Annotated in this window: 15 protein-coding genes; 11 read left to right on the top strand and 4 right to left on the bottom strand. The window is 69.9% G+C overall.

Annotation, left to right across the window (positions count from 1 at the left end):
- From ABH940_RS35295 to ABH940_RS35275, 5 genes are all read left to right on the top strand, one after another.
- Window positions 1-267: polysaccharide lyase beta-sandwich domain-containing protein (locus ABH940_RS35295; protein WP_370107140.1), on the top strand; the 267-nt coding region annotated here is incomplete at its 5' end.
- Between the two features lie 66 nt (window positions 268-333).
- Entirely contained in the window at window positions 334-1,626 is a 1,293-nt protein-coding gene (locus ABH940_RS35290) for an alpha-L-fucosidase (RefSeq protein ID WP_370107139.1), read from the top strand.
- 197 nt (window positions 1,627-1,823) lie between these two features.
- The gene (locus tag ABH940_RS35285) at window positions 1,824-2,804 is read left to right on the top strand and encodes a hydroxyacid dehydrogenase (RefSeq protein WP_370107142.1); all 981 of its coding nucleotides are present in this window, start codon (window positions 1,824-1,826) and stop codon (window positions 2,802-2,804) included.
- Window positions 2,805-2,861: 57 nt separating this feature from the next.
- On the top strand, window positions 2,862-4,133 hold the full coding sequence (locus ABH940_RS35280) for an alpha-L-fucosidase (protein WP_370107138.1): 1,272 nt from the start codon (window positions 2,862-2,864) through the stop codon (window positions 4,131-4,133).
- A gap of 129 nt (window positions 4,134-4,262) precedes the next feature.
- A complete protein-coding gene (locus tag ABH940_RS35275) occupies window positions 4,263-6,008 on the top strand; it encodes a heparinase II/III family protein (protein WP_370072873.1) in 1,746 nt (581 codons plus the stop codon).
- 60 nt (window positions 6,009-6,068) lie between these two features.
- On the opposite strand, the gene ABH940_RS35270 is transcribed toward ABH940_RS35275, so the two are convergent.
- Window positions 6,069-7,673, bottom strand: coding sequence for a hypothetical protein (locus ABH940_RS35270; protein WP_370072874.1), 1,605 nt, complete (start codon window positions 7,671-7,673; stop codon window positions 6,069-6,071).
- 364 nt (window positions 7,674-8,037) lie between these two features.
- Here ABH940_RS35270 and ABH940_RS35265 point away from each other — a divergent pair, with 364 nt between their 5' ends.
- Together ABH940_RS35265 and ABH940_RS35260 are read left to right on the top strand one after the other, a co-directional pair.
- Complete coding sequence (locus ABH940_RS35265) at window positions 8,038-8,490, top strand: SMI1/KNR4 family protein (RefSeq protein ID WP_370072875.1); 453 nt, start codon at window positions 8,038-8,040, stop codon at window positions 8,488-8,490.
- Window positions 8,491-8,647: 157 nt separating this feature from the next.
- Window positions 8,648-9,076, top strand: coding sequence for a hypothetical protein (locus ABH940_RS35260; RefSeq protein ID WP_370107137.1), 429 nt, complete (start codon window positions 8,648-8,650; stop codon window positions 9,074-9,076).
- Between the two features lie 11 nt (window positions 9,077-9,087).
- Here the strand turns inward: ABH940_RS35260 and ABH940_RS35255 are convergent, their stop codons facing one another.
- The 3 genes from ABH940_RS35255 to ABH940_RS35245 form a co-directional block, all read right to left on the bottom strand.
- Complete coding sequence (locus ABH940_RS35255; RefSeq protein WP_370107136.1) at window positions 9,088-10,677, bottom strand: flavin-containing monooxygenase; 1,590 nt, start codon at window positions 10,675-10,677, stop codon at window positions 9,088-9,090.
- 2 nt (window positions 10,678-10,679) lie between these two features.
- Window positions 10,680-11,144, bottom strand: a complete 465-nt coding sequence (locus ABH940_RS35250) for a cupin domain-containing protein (protein ID WP_370107135.1) — start codon at window positions 11,142-11,144, stop codon at window positions 10,680-10,682.
- A 144-nt stretch (window positions 11,145-11,288) separates the two neighbouring features.
- Window positions 11,289-12,062 (bottom strand): IclR family transcriptional regulator, encoded by a 774-nt coding sequence (locus tag ABH940_RS35245; protein WP_370072880.1) that lies wholly within the window; start codon window positions 12,060-12,062, stop codon window positions 11,289-11,291.
- 80 nt (window positions 12,063-12,142) lie between these two features.
- On the opposite strand from ABH940_RS35245, the gene ABH940_RS35240 reads away from it, so the two are divergent.
- Genes ABH940_RS35240 through ABH940_RS35225 form a run of 4 tightly spaced genes read left to right on the top strand, consistent with a single transcriptional unit; the run spans window position 12,143 to window position 15,280 of the window.
- Window positions 12,143-12,919: an SDR family oxidoreductase gene (locus ABH940_RS35240; RefSeq protein ID WP_370072895.1), complete on the top strand. Its 777-nt coding sequence runs from the start codon at window positions 12,143-12,145 to the stop codon at window positions 12,917-12,919.
- Window positions 12,919-13,470, top strand: coding sequence for a cupin domain-containing protein (locus tag ABH940_RS35235; RefSeq protein WP_370072881.1), 552 nt, complete (start codon window positions 12,919-12,921; stop codon window positions 13,468-13,470). Before ABH940_RS35240 ends, ABH940_RS35235 begins: the two co-directional genes overlap by 1 nt.
- Window positions 13,467-14,348 carry an alpha/beta fold hydrolase gene (locus ABH940_RS35230; protein WP_370072882.1) on the top strand — a complete coding sequence of 294 codons (882 nt, stop codon included), beginning with the start codon at window positions 13,467-13,469 and terminating at the stop codon, window positions 14,346-14,348. Before ABH940_RS35235 ends, ABH940_RS35230 begins: the two co-directional genes overlap by 4 nt.
- Window positions 14,345-15,280, top strand: a complete 936-nt coding sequence (locus tag ABH940_RS35225; protein WP_370072883.1) for a 2,3-dihydroxyphenylpropionate 1,2-dioxygenase — start codon at window positions 14,345-14,347, stop codon at window positions 15,278-15,280. Before ABH940_RS35230 ends, ABH940_RS35225 begins: the two co-directional genes overlap by 4 nt.

The following is a 15,280-nucleotide window of genomic DNA, read 5'->3' as shown; positions in this document are numbered from 1 at the left end:
GCAGGCACCGTCGGCGAGCTCACCGCCAGCGCCCCGGCGAGTGTCCTGATCCGCGAGCACCGCGACGGCACCGCCACCCTCTGCGTCTCCGACCCCACCCGGCAGGCCACCGCACTGACCGTCACCTGGAACCGACCGGTGCGCGCCGTCACCGCCAAGCCCGCCTCACTGGCATCCGCGACCACCGGCCGCACCCTCCAACTCACCTTCGGCGACCTGACCGGCCTCACCGGAACCACCCAGCAGACCACCGTCCGCCTGTACTGAACCGCCCACCGCAACAGGAGCCCCGGGGTTCAGAACCGCTCCACCGCACCCGATCGGAGACCACGCATGACCGCCGTGCCGAGCCCGCAACAACTCGCCTGGCAGCAGGCCGGCTTCGCGCTCTTCCTGCACTTCGGCATCAACACCTTCCACGGGAAGGAGTGGAGCGACGGCACCCTGGACCCGGTCTCCTTCGACCCGAGTGAGCTCGACGCCCGCCAGTGGGCGCAGACCGCCAGGGACGCCGGAGCGAGCCATGTCGTGCTGACCGCAAAACACCACGACGGGTTCTGCCTGTGGCCCACGGCCACTACCACCTACTCCGTCGCATCGTCCCCCTGGCGCGGCGGCCACGGCGACGTCGTCCGCGAACTCGCGGAAGCCTGCCGCGAGGCAGGCATCGGCCTGGGCCTGTACCTCTCCCCGTGGGACCGCAACGCCGCCTCCTACCCCGACCCCGAGGCATACGACGCCTTTTACGTGCAGCAACTCACCGAGCTCTGCACCCGCTACGGCCCGCTCGCCGAGCTGTGGTTCGACGGCGCGGGTTCGCAGGGCCGGGCCTATGACTGGGACGCGATCATGGCCGTGGTGGACGAACACCAGCCCGACGCGATGGTCTTCAACATGGGCAGGCCCACCGTGCGCTGGGTCGGCAACGAGGACGGCCTGGCGGAGGACCCCTGCTGGTACGTCACCGACTCCGTCGGAGTGAGCATCTACGACCAGGACGCGACGCCGCTGGACACCTCCCGCTACCTGCCGCCCGAGTGCGACGTGGCCATCCGCCGCCACTGGTTCTGGCAGCCCGACGACCTGCACACGCTCAAGAGCCGCGAACATCTGCTCGCCATCTGGTATCGCTCCGTCGGGCTGGGCGCCGGCCTTCTGCTCAACGTCCCCCCGGACCGGCGGGGTCAGATCGACCCCGCGGACCAGGCCAGGCTCCTGGAGTTCACCGACGAGGTCGCCCGCCGCTTTGCCGACCCCGTTCGCGGTCACCTCACCGCCCAGGGCGGGAGCGTTCACGTGGGCTTCGACGAGCCCGTCATGCTGGACCACCTCGAACTGCTCGAGGACCTGACCGGTGGGCAGCACATCACCCGGCACCGCATCCTCGCCAACGGCCTGCACGAGATTGCGGCAGGCCAGAGCGTCGGCATCCGCCGTGTCCACGCCTTCCCGGAGACGTCGGTCAGCCACCTCCGGATCGAACTGACCGGTCGGCACGGCGCGCTTCTCGCGGTCGTCGGTCACCGTACCGGCCACACCAGCGCGCCCGCCCTGGAGGAGCAGCAGGCCTTCATGAGCGACAAGATCGACGACCAGCACCTGCTCCCCGGTGCCCCGGTCTCCTGAGCCGAGCCACCCCGCAGTCTCCCTCCGGGAATTGCCCCGCCGCGCGGACGGCCCAGGCCTGGGCGGGCCACACCGCGTCCTCTCCGCCCGGCACGCACTGCTGACCCCTCAGCCATGCTCAAGGAGCCTCCTGAATGTCCGTCCCCCGGATGAAATCCGGCACTGCGCCCGCGTACCGTCCGCGCACGCTGCTCGCGATGGGCCCCGACCTGCTGCCCTTCCTGTTCGATGAACCCGCGCTGACCAGACTGAACGAACTGGCCGACCTCCCACCGGATGTCGTGCTGACCGACCTCGCCCGGCCCGAGCAGGCCGGTGCGCTGGCCCGGACCGAAGTCCTGCTCGCCTGCTGGGGTTGCCCGCCGCTGGACGAGCACCTGCTCGCGGCAGCGCCGCGACTGAGGGCAGTGGTGTACGCGGCCGGCTCCGTCAAGGGGTTGGTCACCGACGCCTGCTGGCAGCAAGGGATCCAGGTCTCCACCGGCGCTTGGGCCAACGCCCTTCCGGTCGCCGAGTACACGGTCGCCGCGATCCTCTTCTCCAACAAGCGGGTCCTGGACATCCGTGACCAGTACCGGACCGTCCGAGGACAGCACGACTGGCGCGCGCAGGTTCCCGACCTGGGGAACTACCGGCGCACGGTCGGCATCGTCGGTGCCTCGCTGATCGGACGACGGGTCATCGAACTGCTCCGGCCCTACGACCTCCGCGTCGTCGTGTACGACCCCTACCTGGCCGACGCGGAGGCTCATGCGCTCGGCGTGCGCAAGGTCCAGCTGGACGAACTGTGCAAGGTCTCGGACGTGGTCACCCTGCACGCCCCCCTCCTGCCCTCCACCGAGGGGATGCTCGACAAGGACCTGCTGGCCCTGATGCGGGACGGCACCACGTTGATCAACACCGCCCGCGGTGCCCTGGTCGACACCGACGCGCTGACCGCCGAGCTCGTCAGCGGGCGGCTGCGCGCAGTGGTCGACCATCTCGAACCCGAGGTGCCGCCCGCCGACTCGCCCCTGTACGACCTGCCCAATCTCCTGCTGACCCCGCACATCGCCGGCTCCTTCGGCAACGAGCTGTACCGGCTGGGCGACGCCGCGTTGGACGAACTCGCCCGGTACGCGAATGGGTTGCCGTTCGCCCACGCCGTTCGCCCCGAGTTGCTCGACCGCACCGCCTGACCTGCTCGTCCACCCATCCGCTCGTGCACCCGACCGCTCGTCCGCAAGGAGTCACTCGTGCCCATGCAGCCCTGGTTCACCGATGCCAAGCTCGGCATCTTCATCCACTACGGCATCTACGCTGTCGACGGCGTCACCGAGTCCTGGGCCTTCTACCACGGCCAGGTCTCCCACGAGCAGTACATGAAGCAGCTCGAGGGCTTCACCGCGGCGCACTACGACCCGGACGTGTGGGCCGAACTGTTCGCCCGCACAGGCGCCCGCTATGCGGTGCTCACCGCCCGCCACCACGACGGCGTCGCCCTGTGGGACACCGCCCAGGACGGCCTGAGCGTCGCCCGGCACACCCCGGCCGGCCGCGACCTGGTCACCGGCTACGTCGAGGCGATGCGCGAGCACGGACTGAAGGTCGGCCTGTACTACTCGCACTCGGACTGGAACCACCCCGACTACGCCAGCGTGATCCACCCCGACATGCCGCCCGAGGAGGCGACCGCTCACCCCTATGTCGCGCCGCGCGACGGCCAGGAGAGGCCGCAGGCATGGGAGCGCTACCTGGCCTACCGCACCGCCCAGGTCCGCGAACTGGTCACCGCCCACCACCCCGACCTGCTCTGGTTCGACGGCGAGTGGGAGCGGTCCGAGGAGCAGTGGCGCCTGGACGAACTCGCCGACGCCATCCTCTCGGTGAGCCCCGACACGGTGCTCAACGGGCGCATGCTCTCCCAGGGCGACTACGCCACCCCCGAGCAGGGCCTGCCGGTCACCACTCCGCCCGGGCCGTGGGAGCTGTGCCTGACGATCAACGACTCCTGGGGCTTTCAGCACCACGACCACAACCACAAGTCGGTCCGCCTTCTGGTGCGGTACTTCACCGAGACCATCGCGATGGGCGGCAACCTGCTCCTCGACGTGGGCCCGCGCGAGGACGGCACGATCCCCGACGAGCAGGTCGCACGCCTCGAAGGGCTCGGCGACTGGATCGCCAGACACGCGGACGCCGTCTACGACACCCGCGCCGGCCTGCCGGCCGGACACCACTACGGGCCCAGCACCCTGTCCGCCGACCGGCGCACCCTCTACCTGGTCTGCCTGGACGCCCCCACCGAAGGCGTCTCTGTGCGCGGCGTGCGCAACACGGTCAAGCGCGTCACCGTCCTCGGCACCGGCACCGCGCTTGCCCACCGCACGGTCGGCGGCCTCGGAGCGGTCCCCGGCGTGCTGTGGATCGATGCGCCCCACGGGTCCGACGTCGACCGGCACGCCACCGTCCTCGCTCTGGAACTCGAGGGCGAACTCGACCTCTACCGGGGATTCGGACGCGACTGAGACCCGCCCGTCACCGAACAGATAAGGCCGTCTCTGAAGCGCTCGACGGTAGCGGCTCAGCGAGTTCCGTCGAAGAGCCGCGCCGCACACTCCCGAACGCTGTCAGTCCGACCGCAAAGAGGAATCCGCATGTCCGAGTCGATCGCGGAACAGATCAGGGCCGCCGCCGATGCCCGCCACCTGACCGCGCTGGTCGAGGAGATCCGCAAGGCCGCCGGGGAGCTTACGGTGACCGCCCTGCCTGTCCACCCCACCTGGTCGCAGTACCGGCTGTTCGCCGACATCGGCGAGCGGATGACCTACGAGCCGGTCTTCTTCATGCGTCGGCGCGCACTCAACGCCCTCGCCGCGGCGGCGATGATGGATCGGGAACCAGCTGTCCTGAAGGCCCTCGCCGACATGCTCTGGTCCGTCTGCGACGAGTACACGTGGGCGGTTCCGGCCCACTCCTACCTCATCGACACACCCGATCGCGACATGACGCGGTGCGTGGACCTGTTCGCCAGCGAGACCGCACACACGCTCGCCGAGATCGTCACCGGCCTCGCCGACCTGCTGCCGCAACCCGTCACCGACCGGGTCCGCCAGGAAGTCGAACGCCGGGTCCTCGAGCCCTACTTCGACGACCCGCACCCCTGGATCTGGGAGTCGGCACGCAACAACTGGGTCGCCGTCTGCGCCGGAGCGGCCGGGATGGCGGCCCTCGCCCTGCGGCAGGGCCTGAAACTGGATCGCGCCTTGGAGCGCTGCCGCGCCGCCATGGACGAGTACCTCTCCGCCGTGGACGAGGACGGCGGCTGCGTGGAAGGCGTCAACTACTGGATCTACGGCTACGGCTACTTCACCTACTTCGCCGAGGCGCTGCGCGACCGGACCGGCGAGGACCTGCTCGATCAGCCCCTGGCCCGTGACGCGGCCGCGTTCCCGGCTGCCGTCCAGCTCGGCCCCGAGCGTTTCCCGGCCTTCGCGGACGGCGCCGCCCATCAGCTCATCCCCGCGGGAGTGCTGTGCCGGCTGGAGGCACGGCTCGGCGTCGCGGTGCCGAACGGGAGCCGGATCCAGAACCTCGACTTCGATCACTGCTACCGCTGGGGACACCTCTCCCGCACCCTTGCCTGGACCCGTCCCGAGATCCTGCGACGGCCGGCGAAACGGATCGGCGGAGCCTGGCTGGAGCGGGCCCAGTGGATGATCGACCGCCGCGACGTCGACGGCCTGGCCGTCGCCTTCGCAGCCAAGGGCGGCCACAACGACGAATCCCACAACCACAACGACCTGGGCACCTTCGTCCTGGAAGCCGAGGGCGAGGAGCTGCTCGCCGACCTCGGCGCCGGTGAGTACACCGCCGAGTACTTCGGGCCGCGCCGGTACGAGTTGCTGCACCCATCGTCCGAGGGGCACTCAGTCCCCGTCATCGACGGCCACGGGCAGCGCGCAGGGCGCGGCGCCGCCGCCCGCGTCCTGCGCGCCGAACGCCACCTGTACGGAGCCGATTTGGAACTCGACCTCTCCGCGGCCTACGACGGCGAGACCGGCCTCACCCGCACCTTCACCTGGCAGGCGCACGGAACCCTGCAGCTCACCGACCAGTTCTTCGGCACCCGCAGCGTGCAGGAGATCTTCGTCAGCCGACTGCGGCCGAACATCGGCGACGGCACCGTCGCCTGGCACGGCAGCCACGCCGCGGCCCTGCTCACCTTCGACCAGGCGATGTGGCACCCGGAGCACGAACAGCTCGTCGTTCCCCGACACCTGGGCGAACCCGAGGTCGTCCACCGCCTGCGCCTCACCGCACGATCCGAACTGGACGCCGCCACCTTCGAGTTCACCATCCACCCCGCCCTGGCCCAGGCCCGGAGCGGCGCACCCGGCTGACCGCCGGCGGACATCCAGTGCGCCGCCAACTCCTCGGCCAGGGCCTCCTCTCAACTGAGCTCAATGGATGTTGGCGAACACGTGCTCCCAGTCCGCGAGGGCCACGGCGACGGGCGACGTGGCGCCGATCAGCGCTCCGGCCGTGCGGACGGCCTCCAGCGCTCGTCGTCCACGCTTGGCGGAGCGAGGGCTCTCCGGGTCCTTCGCGGCGTCCGCCATCTCGTCGACGTCGTCGAGGAGATCGGCACGCTGCTCGTCCGAGAGCGCGGGTTCCTCCTGGATCGCCCTGCTGAGTGCCTGGATCTTCGTCGCCAGTGCGTCGTCACCGCGGAGCGAGACCGCCGAGATGGTGGAATTGATGTTCTGGATCTTCTCGGCGATCATCACCGAGGCGGCCGCGTGGAAGTTGTTCACGACCTTCGGCTTGTCGCCCATACCGGAACGGTCCGTGTACTCAGGCATGTTCTGGGAAACCTCCGTCAGATAGTTGAGGACGAGAGCCATGTAGCTGAGGCAGAGCCGTCGCCGGACCTCATGGGAGACGGCTCCGTCCGGCCACCGGCTGATCTCGGCACTGCCCTCGATCACTCGGCTGAACCGGTCGCCCACCTCGTCGGTCAGAAAGCCGTCCAGGACCCCGGCGCCCATGGTCCAGTCGGAAGGCCGCACCCGCGCCGACGGGTCGCACAGTCGGGTGAGCCGTTCGGCCTTCTCCAGCGTGAACGCCATGAGTCTCTCGTCGACTGCCGAGGGCGCCACGTGCTCCTCGAATCTGGCGTCCTTCGGCGGATGCCTCGGCTGGGGCGGTGGCGTCTCCGGCAGCCCGGCGAGCACCACGGAACTCTCGGCGAGCCGGCGGTGCAAACCGGACAGGATCCGCGGCCATGCGCCTTCCGGCATCACCGCGTTCCCGGGACCGTCCCAGGTGGCGTCCCTCGACCAGGCCTTGACCTCTCGTCGGGCGTCCGCGATCAGGCTGTCGATCTTGCTGAGCTCCCGTACCGCATCGGGGCGGAGCGTACGCAGATGGCCCTGGCGGGCTACCGCCCACGAGGCGATCCGGGCGACGAGGCGTGCGGCCTCAGCGGTGAGACGAGCCCCCGGCTGTCGCGGAAGCCAGCCCAGCTCACCTCCCCTTCGCCGAAGGATTCCCGGCTCGCACCCACCGTCGACCAGGGAGTCGATCTCCGTGGCATAGGCGGCGGCTTCGAGACCGAGGGATCGGACCAGCGCCGTCACCGTCGTGCCGAACAGACGGAGAGCCTGATCGTGGTCGGGGAGATGCAGGAACTCCCCGCGGTGGAGGGCCACGCGTCGCGTCGGGATCGCCCAGTCCGCACGCTCACCGGCGGGGACGACCGCGGGCTCGGCGGGCTCAGCCGACTCGGGAAAAGCAGGGCAGGTGTACGCGCTGCGCCAGGCCAGGAAGTCGGCGCTCTCCACGTCGCGCCTGCACTGCAGTTCCTGTCGCTGCTCCCGGTCACGGAGCTCCCGCTCGCGCTGCTCCCTCGACGCCGCAAGCCGCTTCCTTGCGGGGGCGCCCTGGCGCCACCACCCCACCAGCAAGATCACCGCCGTCATGACGAGGTACCCGGTGGCGGCCCTGTCACCGTTCGCCTCGCCGACGACCAGGGCGACGACGATCAGCCCCACGAACCAGAGCACGCCCCCGACCAAGCATCCCAGGAATCCCAATGCGCCCCCGTTCCCCCGTCTGCCGCGCCACCGGCACCCGCCCGTCTTCCCAGCGAACATGGTAGGCCAGACATCAATTCCCCTGAAGCGTCAACTAGATCGACCGTGTCGCAGCCGACCGCCTCGACTGTTGCGGCAGAGCACGCGCACGTCATTGCCACTGCGTGCGGCGGGGCCAGTCGTTCGCGCGGCCTCCCCGCGAACACCTCCCCGCCCCGGAGCGGCCCCGCCACACTCCCGACCAGCAGGCCGCTGACCAGGGAGGACGGAGAACTCTGACTGGAGTGACTAGGGTGGCGCCAAGCAATGACCTGGACCGACAGGGGTGGGAGAAATGGCGGGGGTAGAGCGCGAGTGGGAGCGTATTGAGGCATTCGTCCTGCGACGTGGTCTGGGCCCGCTGCCCGGCGGGGCCGAGGAGGAGGCGATCACGGCCCTGGAGGAGCGGCTCGGGACGACCTTCCCAGTCGATCTTCGTGACTCCTATCTACGTCACGATGGCGGCCCGGTCCCGATTGCCACCCACGGCGGCAGGCTCGCCGTCGTGGAGCTGCTGCCCCTGAGCGCGATCGGGGCGGAGTATGCGTTCTTGGTGGAGGAGTCGTTCGGAGCCCTGGCCGGGTGGATTCCGGTAGAGGCTCAGCCTGACGGTTCCCACCTGGCCGTCGGCAAGGACGGCCAGGTGGCCGTTGCTGAAGCGGGCTGTGAGCCGGACGATGTGGACCATCCGTCGTGGGCGGCATGGCTGTCCTGGGTCGCCGATGGACTGGACGCTCCGACCGGGTGATTCGAGTCGATGCTCGGCGAATGGCCGGTGCCGGAAGACGCAGCATTCGGGTCCTTGAGCCCGTTCGTACAGGGAGAGAAGAGCAGTGATACCCAACTACGCCCCTCAGACGGGACAAGGCAGGCGGGGCAGAAAGAGCTTCAGGGACGAAGCCACGGTGTCGCGCGGGCTGCTCTTCCTCGCGGTGGGGACGTTGTTCCTGGCGATCTCGATCCCCATGCTGCTGGCCTCCCTGCAGTTGCAGGGGACGCCAGGCACGCTGACGGTGTCCTCGTGCGCGACGGGCGGAGGATCGCATCCAGTGATCACGTGCACCGGGGATTTCCAGCTGAACAGCGGTGGCACCGTGCACACCGGGGCCTGGCTCTCGGAACAGCAGCTCTACCCCGTGGGGACCCGGCTGAAGGTGCAGCAGGGCGCGAACGGGTCCTTGCAGGCGGTGTCGGGCAAGGATCAGCTGGGCCTGGCAGCCTTCGCCGGCCTTGGCGCAGTTGGTGCCCTGACCGGTGTGTTCACCGTGCTGGCTGCCTTGGGAAAGCACCGACGGCCACGCATCGGACAGCGGTCGGCGACAGCCCGCAGTTAGCACTCGCTGCATCAGGATGTGCCGGCAGACTGGCCGGTGCTGGTGAGGGTGGCGCCGGGGCCGGACGTGTCGGTTGGGAGCTTGCGCAGTAGGGCAGGGGTGAGGCGGCGGTAAGCCGCTGGTTTGATCGGGTTGAGCCAGTGCGAGGCGCGCACCAGCACGTTGATGTTGAGGCCGAGGTCGCCGAGCACCTCGTCGACGTTGTGCATCGAGAACGGGATGATCTTCGTTCCCTTGCAGTGGTGCCCGTCGGTCGCCGTGTCCAGGAACGCCAATTGGTCGATGACCGCCTGGCGCACGTTCTCCGTACTCGGCAGCGGTATCGCTCGCGCGATCGCCGCCGCGATCCACAGGGCCGCCATCTCCGCGTTGAGCGGGCTGAAGAACGAGGAGTTGTAGCCATTGAAGTACAGCCCGGGGATGTCCGGGGGCATGATCTGGCGGTAGAGCATGAAGTTCCCGCGCTCGTCCAGCAACCGCTCCTGCAACTTGGCGGAGAGGAACGGCACGGCCTGGGTGAAGCCGGTCGCGCACACGACGAGGTCGGCCGGGAGCGTCGTTCCGTCTGCGAGCTGGGCGAACGGCTTGCCGTCGCGGGCGAGCAGTCGGGTGATCGTCTGGTCCCGGCGCACCCCGATGCGGCCGTCGGCGACCGCTTCGAAGAAGCCTTCGGTCGCGAGCCCGATGGCGCCTCGGACGATGCCCTCCATGCTGCCGCGGGGGACCAGGGCCAGTCGCCGGAGTCCGAACTGACGTACCGAGACGGACCCGATGGAGTCGACCATCCTCCGGCGTAGACCGTTGCCCGGACCGTGCAGGAACTTCTCGAACCCGCGCAGCCGCAGATACCGGAAGAGTGCTTCGCCCATGCGGGTCAGCAGCAGCATCTTGAAGTTGAGGAAGCCGCCGATCCTGCGCGGCACTTTCCACAGCAGTTGCCGCGCGATCACATCGGTGCTCTCGGCCACCTCGCTGATCGCCACCGCGACGTCGCACGCGGACTTTCCGTAGCCCACGACCAGGACGTGCTTGCCCCGGGCGTCCTGGGCGTCGTTGAACTCGGTGGCCGCGCACAACCGCCCGCCCGCAGCAGTGAATTCCTCCGCGCCCGGGTAGGAGGGAATAGCCGGTTCGCAGAACACCCCGTTCGCCACGACGAGTTGGTCGAAGTCCTCGGTGGAGTGAGTGCCCGCGCTGTCCGTTGTCTCGATCGTCCAACCGTTGCCTGTCCAAGCGCTGTCGGCGCTGTCGGCGCTGTCGGCGCCGTCAGGGCCCGCGTCGGTGCGCGGGCGCGCGGCGGTCACCTCGGTCCTCAGCCGCAGGGTGCGGTCGAGACCGAACGCGGTGGCGTATGCGGCCAGGTACGCCTGGACCTGCTCGCCGCTGGGCCACTCCGGGCATTCCTTGGGCATCGGGAAGTCGGAGAGCGAGTACTGGGCCTTCGGGCTCTGAGTCGTCAGTCCCGGGTAGCGTCGTGTCCGGCTCCACACGCCTCCGACGTCGGGCGTTCGGTCGAACACCTGGATCTCGTGTCCGGCCTGCGTGAGCACTTTCGCGGTGGCGAGGCCGGCGACGCCGGCGCCGATGATGGCGATGCGCATGGTCAGCCGACCTCGGGCGGGAGTTGGAGCTCGATGCCGAACTCGGCCATGATCTTCTTCATCAGCGAGACGTCCTTCGGGCCCGGGGGCATGTCCGCCAGCGCCTGGTAGTACTTCTCCAGGCCGGCGGGCGAGACCACGGAAATGACGCGCGACTCCTCGCCGTACGGGTTGCGGAACGCGTGCACCACGTTGCGGGGCAGATAGAGGTAGTCGCCGTGCTCCAGCACGAACTCCTCGTCGCCGAGGCGGACATCGAGCCGCCCGGCCAGGCAGATGAAGGACTCGTCCTCGCGGGTGTGCAGGTGCGGGGGAGGGCCGTCGACCCGGGGCGGAATCGTGTACTCGAACAGCGAGTAGGCGTCGTGGGTGGACGCGCCGTCCGTCTTCATCGTGATGCCGAGCCCGATCGCTGCGATCGCGTGTCCCTCACGCGAGGGCAGCAGGTAGCCACCACCGAGAGTCATCGTCGTCTCCTCAGGTCACGCACCGACAATCAGGACACCGCACCGACAAGTCGTCGGTATGGCAGGGATCACAGCATTCGGTGCCGCGAGTGCGGGGCGCAAGCATGTGTCCCGCCCAGTGGGACTGTGCGTGTTCGGCGCGCCTCAGCGACGGTGCGAGTAGGCCCTGGAGGCGGCCGCCGCGGCGAGCCGGACTGCGGGCCCGATCCGGTCCGCGCGCACCAGGCCGGTGGGGCCGGTCACCGACAGGGCAGCCACCACCTCGCCGAGCGGTCCGAAGACCGGGGCGCCCACGCAGCTCACTCCGATGTTGCCCTCCTCGCGTTCGATCGCCCAGCCCCGGGACGGGATCGCGGTCAGCTCGCGCAGGATCGCGACCGGGCTGGTGAGGGTGCGCGGCGTCCTGGCGGGCAGGTCGGCGGCGAGGACCGCCTCGATCGTGCCGCTGTCGCTGTAGGCGAGGATGGCACGGCCCAGGGCCGAGCAGTAGGCCGGGACCCTGCCGCCGACTTGGGAGAGCATAGGCATCGGCCGGTGACCGGTGATCTTCTCGACGACCAGGACCTGTGTTCCGTCGAGGACGCCGAGTTGCACCGTCGTCCTTGTCGCATTGTGCAGGTCCTGCAGGAACGGCAGTACGGACTCGCGCAGTTCGTGCCGGATCGGGGCCAGGCCGGAGAGCTCGAACAGGCGGTTGCCGATGCGGTAGCGGTCCTGGGGCTTGTCCAGCCAGCCGAGACGGATCATCCGCTCGGCCGTGCGGTGCGTGGTCGAGCGTGGCAGGCCGCACCGGGTCACCAAGGCCGCGAGGGTCAACTCCCGGTGCTCGGAGTCGAAGGCGCCCAGGATGGCCGCCGCGCGGTCCAGCCCGCTGGGACTGCCCTTGTCGCGGCCGGCGTCCCGCTCAGCGGGACTCATCGTTGGCTCCGGGGTCCATAGCGGCCAGGCTAGACCCATCGCGGACCACCACGCGAGGCCGGAACCCTACGGAGGCAGCCATCAGCAAGCGAACCGCTCTCGTCGGCGGCGGCAGTGCGGGCATCGGCTACGCCGCGGCTGAGCACCTGGCGCGCTCGGGACACCGGGTGGTCGTCACCGGCCGCCGGGCCGATCCGCTCCGAACAGCCGCGTCCGCGCTGCGGGAAAGCACCGGATCCGTTGTCGAGGCGCTGGTCAACGACGTGTCAGATCCGGACGGCGCCGCGGCGGCGGTCACCTGGGTCGAGGAGCGCCACGGCGCGCTCGACGTCCTGGTGCTCAACGCGGGCGGACCGCCGCCCGGCCGGATCCTGGACGTCGGCGACGTCCAGTGGCAGCAGGCGTACGAACTGCTGCTCCTCGGACCCCTGCGGCTGGCACGACTGGTGCTGCCCCGGATGGCCGCGCGGGGCTTCGGCCGCGTCCTGTTCGTCACCTCCTCGGCCGTGCGCCAGCCGCAGCCCGACCTCGCGGCCTCCGTCGTCCTCAGATCCGCGGTCACCGCGGCCGCCAAACTGCTCTCACGGGAGTTCGCGGCGCAGGGCGTGACGGTCAACTGCGTGGCACCCGGCGCGACCGACACCGAACGCCGCAGACAGATCCTGGACAACCGCGCCCGGCAGGACGGCAGGAGCTACGCGGAGTTGGACGCCGCGGATGCCGCGGCCGTTCCGGCCGGCCGGGCCGGGCGTCCCGAGGAGATCGCGGCCGTGGTGGCTTTCCTGGCCTCCGAAGCCGCAGGCTACGTCAACGGCACGGTGTTCACCGTAGACGGCGGACGAACGGAGACCATCTGATGGCGCAATCCGGAGAAGAATTCTCCATGGCCGAGTTCCTCGGCGCGATATCCGACACTGTCCGGCCGAGCAGCGCACGACCGATCGTGGTGACCGCCGCCGAGTTGGAGACCCTCCCGGCGGGGCAGGTGCACAACCCGACCACGTTGTCGATCGCGGGCAGACTGCCGACCGCCACGTTCGAGATCTTCCGGCAGACGATCCCGCCGGGCCTCAGCTCCGACATGCAGCGCCATCACCACGAGACCGTCCACTTCGTCATCTCGGGCGAGGGCCACAGCGAGGTCGAGGACGAGACGTGTTCCTGGTCTGCCGGCGACTTCGTCTACACCCCGCCGTGGACCTGGCACCGCCACTACAACGACTCCACCGAGCACCCGGTGGAGTTCCTGACCATCGAGAACTCGCGCCTGCTCGGCCTGTTGGGGGTCGGCCGGCGCCAGAGCGCCGGCCTGGCGACCGTCGAGGAGGCCCGTGACCGCTTCCGTGGGGACACCCGGCAGGACCACCCGCAGCCCCAGGGGCCGGCAGCTGAGGAGAACACGGCATGAGCGACCTGCCCGCGCACATCAGCATCTGGGGCGAACTCGCGGACCTCGAGCACGAACTGCGGTACGTCGACGTCGGCGGGGTCCGCACCCGCGTCCTGCGGGCCGGGTCGTCCGGCCCGGACCTGGTCCTGCTGCACGGCACCGGCGGACATCTCGAGGCCTATGCCCGCGATGTCGCCGGTCTGGCCGAGGACTTCCGTGTCACCGCCTACGACATGGTCGGCCACGGCTGGTCCGACCTGCCCGACCAGCCCTACACCACCGACGTGCTGTCCGACCACCTGGTCGGGCTGATGGACGCCCTGGACATCGACGCCGCGCACCTGTCGGGCGAATCGCTCGGCGGCTGGGTGGCCGCCTGGACGGCGGCACACCACCAGGACCGGGTGAACCGGCTGGTGCTCAACACCCCAGGGAACATCGCCGACAAGCCCGAGGTCATGGCGCGGCTGCGCGAGAGCACCATGGCCGCCGTCCTGGACCCCAGCGACGACGTGGTGCGCCGCCGCGTCGAATTCCTGTTCCACCACAAGGAGATGGTGACCGACGAACTGGTCGGACTGCGCCGCGCGGTCTACAGCCGCCCCGGCTTCGTCCAGGCCATCACCAACACGCTCGTCCTGCAGGATCCCGAGGTACGCAAGGACTTCGCCTGGGATCCGGTCTGGGTCGGCCGGATCGCCGCGCCCACACTGCTGCTGTGGACCGATCACGACCCGACCGGTGGGCTCGACGAGGCCGCGCTGCTCCTGAAGTGGCTGCCCCGTGCCCGCCTGCACGTGGTCGAGGACGCCGGCCACTGGCCGCAGTGGGAGAAGCCCGAGGAGTACCTGCGCGTCCACCGGGACTTCCTGCTCACAGAGGTGGGACCGGCATGAGCGAGCTCATCGGCCTGGTCGGCATGTCCCACTCCCCGTTTGCCACCATGACCCCGCCACACGGGGCCGAGCAGCCGGGCGGCCGGTTCATGGCCGACGCCGCCAAGGTCGCCCGGGCCGTGGCCCGGCTGGCCCCGGACGCCGTCGTCGTCATCGGCCCCGACCACTTCCACGCGAACTTCTACGACGCGATGCCGCCGTTCGTCCTCGGCGTCGAACAGGCGGCCGGCTTCGGCGACTTCGGCAGCAGGTCCGGACCGCTGCCCGTCGCCACCGAGCTGGCCTGGTCGGTCCGCGACGCGCTCGCCCAGGCCGGATTCGACCTGTCGCTCTCCTACGCGCTGACCGCCGACCACGGCCTGGTGCAGAGCTACGACATGGTCTGCGGCACGGCCGGTATCCCGCTCGTGCCACTGATCGTCAACACCGCAGCACCGCCGCTGCCGAGCATGGAGCGCTGCGTCCAACTGGGCACGGCCCTCGGCGAAGCCCTGCGCGCGTCGCCGTTCGCCGGGCGGGTCCTGGTCATCGCCAGCGGTGGACTGTCGCACTGGCTGCCCCCGAACGATCCGCGCGACCCCTCGGTGCCCGACGAGCGGCGCACCGCGGTGATCCACGGGCGCATGGACCCGCACGCCTACGACGCGGTACGCGTACCCCGGATCCGCGCGATGGGCGGCGACCCCAACGCTCACGTCAACCTCCTCTGGGACACCTGGTTCCTCAGACAGCTCAGCACCGCCGACCCGGCACCGGTCGTGGCACTGGGCGACGCCGGTCTCGAAGAACAGGCAGGCAGCGGCGGACACGAGATCCGGACCTGGCTCGTCGGACTGGCCGCCGTCGCCAGACCACTGGTCTGGACCAGCTACGAACCGGTTCCGCAATGGATCACCGGCATGGGCATCGGCACGACCTTCGAGGTGGACTGA

This window comes from Streptacidiphilus sp. BW17, assembly GCF_041262485.1.
Lineage (GTDB): Bacteria > Actinomycetota > Actinomycetes > Streptomycetales > Streptomycetaceae > Streptacidiphilus.
The sequence above is the reverse complement of the archived record's forward strand: the minus strand, read 5'-3'. Positions and strand labels throughout refer to the sequence as shown.

What these genes read in the sequence shown, in the direction of transcription:
- ABH940_RS35290 (WP_370107139.1), top strand. Translation starts at nt 334, where the DNA reads ATGACCGCCGTGCCGAGCCCGCAACAACTCGCCTGGCAGCAGGCCGGC.
- ABH940_RS35285 (WP_370107142.1), top strand. Translation starts at nt 1,824, where the DNA reads ATGGGCCCCGACCTGCTGCCCTTCCTGTTCGATGAACCCGCGCTGACC.
- ABH940_RS35275 (WP_370072873.1), top strand. Translation starts at nt 4,263, where the DNA reads ATGTCCGAGTCGATCGCGGAACAGATCAGGGCCGCCGCCGATGCCCGC.
- ABH940_RS35265 (WP_370072875.1), top strand. Translation starts at nt 8,038, where the DNA reads ATGGCGGGGGTAGAGCGCGAGTGGGAGCGTATTGAGGCATTCGTCCTG.
- ABH940_RS35255 (WP_370107136.1), bottom strand. Translation starts at nt 10,677, where the DNA reads ATGCGCATCGCCATCATCGGCGCCGGCGTCGCCGGCCTCGCCACCGCG.
- ABH940_RS35250 (WP_370107135.1), bottom strand. Translation starts at nt 11,144, where the DNA reads ATGACTCTCGGTGGTGGCTACCTGCTGCCCTCGCGTGAGGGACACGCG.
- ABH940_RS35245 (WP_370072880.1), bottom strand. Translation starts at nt 12,062, where the DNA reads ATGAGTCCCGCTGAGCGGGACGCCGGCCGCGACAAGGGCAGTCCCAGC.
- ABH940_RS35235 (WP_370072881.1), top strand. Translation starts at nt 12,919, where the DNA reads ATGGCGCAATCCGGAGAAGAATTCTCCATGGCCGAGTTCCTCGGCGCG.
- ABH940_RS35230 (WP_370072882.1), top strand. Translation starts at nt 13,467, where the DNA reads ATGAGCGACCTGCCCGCGCACATCAGCATCTGGGGCGAACTCGCGGAC.
- ABH940_RS35225 (WP_370072883.1), top strand. Translation starts at nt 14,345, where the DNA reads ATGAGCGAGCTCATCGGCCTGGTCGGCATGTCCCACTCCCCGTTTGCC.